General features: G+C 61.4%; 6 protein-coding genes. 1 reads left to right on the forward strand and 5 read right to left on the reverse strand.

Going from position 1 to position 7,103, the window contains the following annotated elements:
* Positions 1-26: 26 nt before the first annotated feature.
* From DLM46_RS36985 to DLM46_RS37005, 5 genes are all read right to left on the reverse strand, one after another.
* Positions 27-1,067, reverse strand: coding sequence for an L-idonate 5-dehydrogenase (locus DLM46_RS36985; RefSeq protein WP_115109611.1), 1,041 nt, complete (start codon positions 1,065-1,067; stop codon positions 27-29).
* 58 nt (positions 1,068-1,125) lie between these two features.
* Positions 1,126-2,454, reverse strand: a complete 1,329-nt coding sequence (locus DLM46_RS36990; RefSeq protein ID WP_115109626.1) for an MFS transporter — start codon at positions 2,452-2,454, stop codon at positions 1,126-1,128.
* Positions 2,455-2,561: 107 nt separating this feature from the next.
* Positions 2,562-3,854: an MFS transporter gene (locus DLM46_RS36995; RefSeq protein WP_115109614.1), complete on the reverse strand. Its 1,293-nt coding sequence runs from the start codon at positions 3,852-3,854 to the stop codon at positions 2,562-2,564.
* 90 nt (positions 3,855-3,944) lie between these two features.
* The gene (locus tag DLM46_RS37000; protein ID WP_115109616.1) at positions 3,945-4,712 is read right to left on the reverse strand and encodes an SDR family oxidoreductase; all 768 of its coding nucleotides are present in this window, start codon (positions 4,710-4,712) and stop codon (positions 3,945-3,947) included.
* Between the two features lie 115 nt (positions 4,713-4,827).
* Positions 4,828-5,547 (reverse strand): FadR/GntR family transcriptional regulator, encoded by a 720-nt coding sequence (locus DLM46_RS37005; RefSeq protein ID WP_115109618.1) that lies wholly within the window; start codon positions 5,545-5,547, stop codon positions 4,828-4,830.
* Between the two features lie 295 nt (positions 5,548-5,842).
* Here DLM46_RS37005 and DLM46_RS37010 point away from each other — a divergent pair, with 295 nt between their 5' ends.
* Complete coding sequence (locus DLM46_RS37010; RefSeq protein ID WP_115109620.1) at positions 5,843-6,688, forward strand: alpha/beta hydrolase; 846 nt, start codon at positions 5,843-5,845, stop codon at positions 6,686-6,688.
* Positions 6,689-7,103 lie beyond the last annotated feature (415 nt).

A 7,103-nucleotide genomic window follows, 5' to 3' on the forward strand; every position in this document is an offset into this window, starting at 1 on the left:
TCGGACGCGGGTTGCGCGGTTCTTCATCAGAACGTGATCTGTACTTTCATCTGCGCGCTGCGATCCGCCGCGAGATCGAATGCCTCGATCACGCGCTCGATAGGCAGCGTGGCGGTGATGATCGGCTTCACGTCGATGCGGCCTTCCTTGATGAGCCGCGCGGCCAGCGCATATTCGCCGTGAAAGCGAAACGCGCCCTGCAAGCGGATTTCCTTGCCGACCAGCGCGTTGATCGGAATCGGCACGTCGCCAGTGACGCCGACCTGCACGATGGTGCCGCGCGGACGCAACGCTGGGATCACGTCCTTCAGCACGGCCGCCGCGCCGGTACATTCGATCGCGACATCGAAATAGCCCTTCTCCGCAGTGAATTCATCTGCCTTCAGACCCGGCTCGATCGAGACGTTGAGCGTGCGGGTGGCGCCCATTTCCGTGGCTTTCGCGAGCGGCGCATCGTGGATGTCGGTGGCTACCACTTCGAGCGCGCCGGCATAGCGGGCGGCCGCTACCACCAGCGCGCCGATCGGGCCAGAACCGGTCACCAGTACGCGCTTGCCGGTCACAGAGCCGGCCTGACTGACCGCATGCAGCGCAACGGCCAGAGGTTCGGCACAGGCCGCCTCGCCAAGCGAGACCGCGGTCCCGACCGGCTCGCATTGATATTCCTCGGCCGCGATCAGTTCGCGAAACGCGCCTTGACTGTGCGGGACTCGCATCGCGCTGCCGTAGAACCACATGTCCGCGCAATGCTGCTGTTCTCCGGCTAGACAGAACTTGCAATGTCCGCACGGACGGCTCGGATTCAGCGCAATACGATCGCCGGGTTTGACGCGGGTGACCTTACCGCCGACAGCCTCTACCGTCCCCGCGACTTCATGACCGAGCACGATCGGTTGCTTCACGCGTACCACACCGAAGCCGCCATGCAGGTAGTAGTGCAGGTCGGACCCGCAGATTCCGCCGGCACCGATGCGAACCAGCACCTGGTTCTCCCCTATGTCCGCCACATCGACAGCTTCTATCCGTAAATCCTTTTCTGCGTGCAATATGCAAGCGCGCGCTTCCATGAAAAACTCCTGTTTCAATAATTTCGTTGGCGCCAAAGACCCCGCCGCGCCACGCGACTCATTCGGGCAGCACGATGCGTTCGATCTTGCCGACGATAAATACATAAGACAGCGCGCCAATGAGCGCCAGTGATCCGATGAATACCAGCGCCGATTCGAAGTGTCCGTCCTTGACCAGCATGCCGATCACGATCGGCACAGCGACGGCCGACAGATTGCCCATGAAGTTGAACATTCCGCCGGTGAGCCCGATCAGGCTCTTCGGCGCGAGTGCGGAGACGAACGCCCAGGTGATCGACGCCATGCCGTTACCGAAGAACGCCAGTGACATGAAGAGAATGATCGCGGTCTGGTCCTGAACATAGTTGGCTCCGACGATTGACGTTGCGAGCACCAGCCCGGAAATGACCGGTACCTTGCGCGCAAAGCCGACCGAGAACCCGCGTCTAAGCAGAAAGTCCGACAGAAACCCTGAACAGAGAATGCCGACATAGGCCGCGAGGAACGGCACCGACGCCATGAATCCCATCTTGATGGTCGTCATCCCGCGATACTTGACGAGATAGGTCGGGAACCATGTGAGGAAGAACCACAGGATCGACGACAGGCAAAACTGGCCAATGAACACACCCCACATATTGCGGTTCTTCAACACATGTTTGAAATCGGCCCAGCCGCCTTTCCTCGCGCCGCCCTGCTCGCCTACATCGACCAGACCGCCGCCCTGCCGGATGTAATCGAGTTCGGCGGCGTCCGCTTTGCTCTCCTTCGGATCACGGTAGAAAATGAACCACACCACGCTATACACGACCCCTGCGGCGCCCGTGAAGAAGAGCATGCCGCGCCAGCCGAACGTGGCCTGAATATAAACGAGCAGTGGCATGAAAAACGCGATGCCGACGTACTGCCCGGAGGTGTAGAACGCAATCGCAGTCGCGCGCTCGCGCTCGGGGAACCATGTGGTGACGACGCGGTTATTGGTCGGATACGAAGGCGCTTCGAACGTGCCGAGCAGCACGCGCAAGCCGAACAGCGTCGAGAAGCCGTTCACGATCGCCTGCAGGCAGGTCGCCACAGACCATCCGCACAGCAGGATTGCATACAGGAGGCGCGGCTTCACGCGATCGACAAGCATGCCGCCCGGAATCTGCAGAATCGCGTACGACCAGCCGAATGCCGAAAAAATCAACCCGAGTTGCACAGGACTCAGATTCAGGTCGCGTCCGAGCAGCGGAGCCGCCAGCGAAAGATTGCTGCGGTCCATGTAGTTGACCGCGATGCCGAGGAACAGCAGGAAGCCGACAACGAAACGTTTTTTCGTGGCTTTGACTGCGAGCGCGGATCGCGCCTGCCCGTTGCTCAAGGTGGATGTGCTTTGGAATTTCATCAGCGGTCCCTTTGATTTGCTTGCCTGCCGCACAGGCAGGCGGCTGTCAGTCCTGGCCGGCTCGATGCGCCGGGAACGCAGGACTGGTGCGGGCAATTCGTTGAGCCTTACGTGCGACGCAGCGAGAGCGATCCTTCACGCTTCGCTTGCTCCTCCGAATACGCGGGCACGGTGATCATCAGGATGACCGAGGCCAGCAGAGCGCACGCCATGAAGATGTATGAAACGGCGGGGCTGCCGGTCGCGCCGTTCAGATAGCCGACCACCCACGAACCGCAGAACGCGCCGAGCGCTCCGCACGCGTTGATAAGGCCGATCGCGCCGCCCAGCACGTTGCTCGGAATCAGTTCCGGCACGAGCGCGAAGAACGGGCCATACGGTGCGTACATCGTCGCGCCCGCCACCACCAGCAGCGCGAACGAAATCCAGAAGTGCGAGCCGCCGATCAGGTACGAAGCCACGAATGCGATGGTCCCGATCAGCAGCAGCGGCCAGACGAACAGCTTGCGATTGCGCGTCTTGTCGGAGAGCCAGGACGCGAGCAGCATGAGGATGATCGCAGCGAGATACGGAACGGCGGCCAACCAGCCGACCGACACGATATCGATCGTCGAAGCGGTCTTGAGAATCGACGGCAGCCACATGATGAAGCCGTACACGCCGACGCTCCACAGCGCGTGAATCGCGCAGCACTTCAGCACGATCGACGAACGGAACGCCGCCTTATAATCGCGCACCGGCGCGATATGCGCCTGCTCGGCCTTCAGGCGCGCGTCGAGCTCGGTCTTTTCGGCGGCGCTCATCCAGGGCGCGTCGGCCGGCCGATCCTTCACCGTGAACCACCAGACCACCGCCCATGCGAGCGCCGGCAAGCCTTCAAGGACGAACATCTCGCGCCAGCCGAAGCTGTGCACCAGATAGCCCGATACCACCGACATCCACAGCACCGTGACCGGATTGCCGAGAATCAGGAACGTGTTGGCGCGCGAGCGTTCGTTGCGCGTGAACCAGCGACTGATATACATCAGCATCGACGGCATCACGGCCGCCTCCACCACGCCAAGCACGAAGCGCAAGGCCATCAGCATCGGAATGTTGCTGACCATGCCGGTTGCCGCTGCACACAGTCCCCACAGGATCAGGCTGAAGAAGATCAGCTTCTTCACGCTGTTGCGCTGCGCGTAGATCGCGCCGGGCACCTGGAACAGGCAGTAGCCGAGAAAGAACAGCGAGCCGATCAGCGACGACGTGCCGTGCGTGATGCCGAGATCCTTGTCGATTCCGGCCGCCGCGGCGAAGCCGTAGTTCGCACGATCGAGATAGGCGAGGCTGTAGGTGATGAAGATGATGGGCATCAGATACCACCATCTTTGGGTTGCTACGGGTTTGACGCTTTCCATGATGTCTCCAGATCGGTACGGCGTACGGACTATTTGGCGCGAGTCGTTGTTTGTTTTGATGTGCCCGCGCGAACCTGCTTCAAAGCTGCTTCAAAGTACGGCCAGCCAGCCTCCGTCGACGTAGATGATCTGGCCGTTCACATAGCTCGATGCCGGCGACGCAAGGTACACCGCCGTGCCGACGAGTTCCTCCGGTTTGCCCCAGCGTTGCGAAGGATTGCTGCTCTTGACCCAGGCGTCGAAGGCGGCGTTCTCGATAAGCGCCTTGTTCATGTCGGTCAGGATGTAACCCGGACCGATTGCGTTCGCCTGAATGTTCGACGCCGCCCACTCGGCGCTCATCGCGCGGGTCAGCATCTTGATGCCACCCTTCGCCGCCGTGTAGGCGCCTACCGTCGCGCGCGCGGCTTCGCTCGTGAGCGAACCGATGTTGATGATCTTGCCACCCGTGCCGCGCGCAATCATGCGTCGTGCGGCTTGCTTCGCAACGACGAATGCACTCGTCAGGTTCGTATCGATCACACGCTGCCAGTCGCTCAGTTCGAGTTCGACGAGCGGCTTGCGAAACTGGATACCGGCGTTGTTGATCACGATATCGATCTGCACGCCGTCCTTGTCCCATTGCGCGAATGCGTCGACGACAGCCCGTTCGTCGGTGACGTCGAACGCGCGGCCTTGTGCGTTGAATCCTTTGCTTTTGAGCCGGTCGACGGCTTCGTCAACCGTATCGGCGCGTGTTCCGTTCAGCACGACGCTGGCTCCCGCGGCCGCGAGACCCTCGGCGAGTGCGAAGCCGATGCCGCGCGCCGAACCGGTGACGAGTGCCGTGCGGCCGCTCAGATCGAATAACTGTGTCATGCGCTGATCCTCTCGATGTTCAATTGCGAGGCGCGAGTGCGCCCCTCGCGAACGTTGAAGCGTCCGCGATTACGTTGGTGTGGGGTGCCCGTTAGCGAGGCTGCCGGGCAGTCGACTATAGGGGTTGGTCGTTGGCGCTGTGATTCAGCGCGGCGCGGTCCTCGAAATCCTTCTCGGCACGCTCGATGAGCGTCAGCACCGCCTGTTCAGCCGCGGCCGGATCGCCCTTTTCGATCGCGACGCACAGCGCTTCGTGCATCGGCAGCGAGCGGGCCGGACCACCGGCGATCTCGGAACTGAGTTCGAAGCTCGTACGCAAGATCGCCGACAACGCGTTCTGCATCTGCTGGATGAACTGGTTGTGGCAGGCGGTGAGGACGGCGCCGTGAAACGCGAGATCGGCGGGAACGTACTCGCCCCGGCCGGCGACCGCACGCTCCATTGCCTTGAATGCGCGCCGCACGGCGACGCGATCCTCTTCGGTCGCGCGCTTCGCAGCGAGCTTGGCCGCGTTCGGCTCGATGATCAGGCGCAGTTCCATCAGGTCTTCGACGAGACTCGGCTCGATGGCGCCCGCCCGCGCACGCCACGTGATCACGTCCGGATCGAACAATTGCCATTGCGAGCGCGGCAGTACGACCGTGCCGTAACGGCGGCGCACCTCGAGCATGCCCTTGGCGGAGAGCGATTTCATCGTCTCACGGATGGTGATGCGGCTCACCTGCATCTGCTCGGCGAGAACAGGCTCGGCCGGCAGAATATCGCCGGGCATGAATTTGCCTGAGCAGATCTGCTCGCCCATCTGATTCAGAACCTGCCGGTGCAAAGTTGCCATGCTTTACTCTCTACATCATACGTATGATGTAGAAAGATAGGCGCGTGAAGGCCTCGCTGCAATTCGGGTTGACCCCAGGGTTTAGGCGCGGCGCCCGGCAGGTTCGTGGTTGACGCTGCCGGGTCCGGGCGTCGGACAACTTTTGGCCTCTCGCACGCCGCCCCAAGCTGACGAGACCGTATGTTTCGCTGAAATTTGGTTGTAAGTCGCCGTTGCTACAGTCTTCGAGGATTTTCGCCGCGGGATACCGGAGGTCTTTCTTGCGGGCAAGCAGAACGGACGGGAGCGACAACCCATGAAACTAGCTCGTGCATTCTGGCTCATTCCGACGCTGCTTTTCACGAACCCGGTCTGGGCGTTTCAGTCCAGGGTTGTGGCCATTCCCAGCGCCGCGATGCATAAGTCGTTCGAAGCGACCGTCGTGCTGCCCGACGAGTACGCGCGCGGCAAAGAGGCCCGCCGCTTCCCCGTTGTCTACTTGCTGCATGGCTCCGGCGGCGACTACACCGACTGGGCCGCGAATTCGCAAATCGGCAAGCTCGCGGACCGCTATCACGTGATCCTCGTGATGCCGGACGGCGGCCACGAGAGCTGGTACATCGACAGCCCTGTCGATCCGCGCAGCCGTTACGAAACCTATGTGGGCGCGGAAGTCGTCGCTTATGTCGATGCGCATTTCCGCACCATTGCCACAAGACAGGCCCGCGCGATCACCGGTTTGAGCATGGGCGGCTTCGGGGCTTTGCACATCGCGCTGGACCGGCCGCACGCCTTCGGCGCGGCGGGGAGCATCAGCGGCGCGGTCGATCCGCGCGCATGCGATGACGAGCCCGGCATCAGCGATGTATTCGGCGACCCCACTCGACACGCTTCCTATTGGAACAGCAGGGCCATCATCGAAAACGCCCGCAGCTTTGAAAATGCCCATATCGCGCTGACCATCGATTGCGGCGTCAACGACTTCTTTGTCAAATCGAATCGCACGCTGCATGAGCGGCTCGTCGAACTCGGCGTGCCGCATGATTACGCGGAGCGTCCCGGCGGGCATACCTGGACGTACTGGGCCAATGCGATCCAGTATCAGGTGCTCTTCTTTGCGACTTCATTCAAGCGCAACGGCGTGTATGAGCGAATCGCGTAGCGGCGACGGGCGGCCTCGCGGCGCCAACTGACAATACGGCAGCGGTGATCCGGTCCGGCATTGCCGGAAATGGCAATAGAGTACCTGGATGACGACATACGCCCGTACGCCAAGGCGAGACATTTCAGAGCCGCACGCCCCTACTGCCGCAGCGAGCCGTGTACGCCGCTACCGGAATCTACCTATCCGGCATGAAATCTGTTAATTCGTGTCATGAAGCTGCCTTGAAATCGAGCAGGGCTGATATGATCAAACAAGGGTTTATCTCTTTGGTATCCGGTCAGCTCGCCGGAAATAGCCTATCTGTATTTCATTAAGTCTGTGGCATGTCACCGGAGCGTGCCAGTGGCATCGAGAACTCGTACCGGGGTGGACATTGCCGGTAAATCGATCGACTGCCAGGTCACAAAAACCC

Source organism: Paraburkholderia lacunae (genome assembly GCF_003353175.1).
Lineage (GTDB): Bacteria > Pseudomonadota > Gammaproteobacteria > Burkholderiales > Burkholderiaceae > Paraburkholderia > Paraburkholderia lacunae.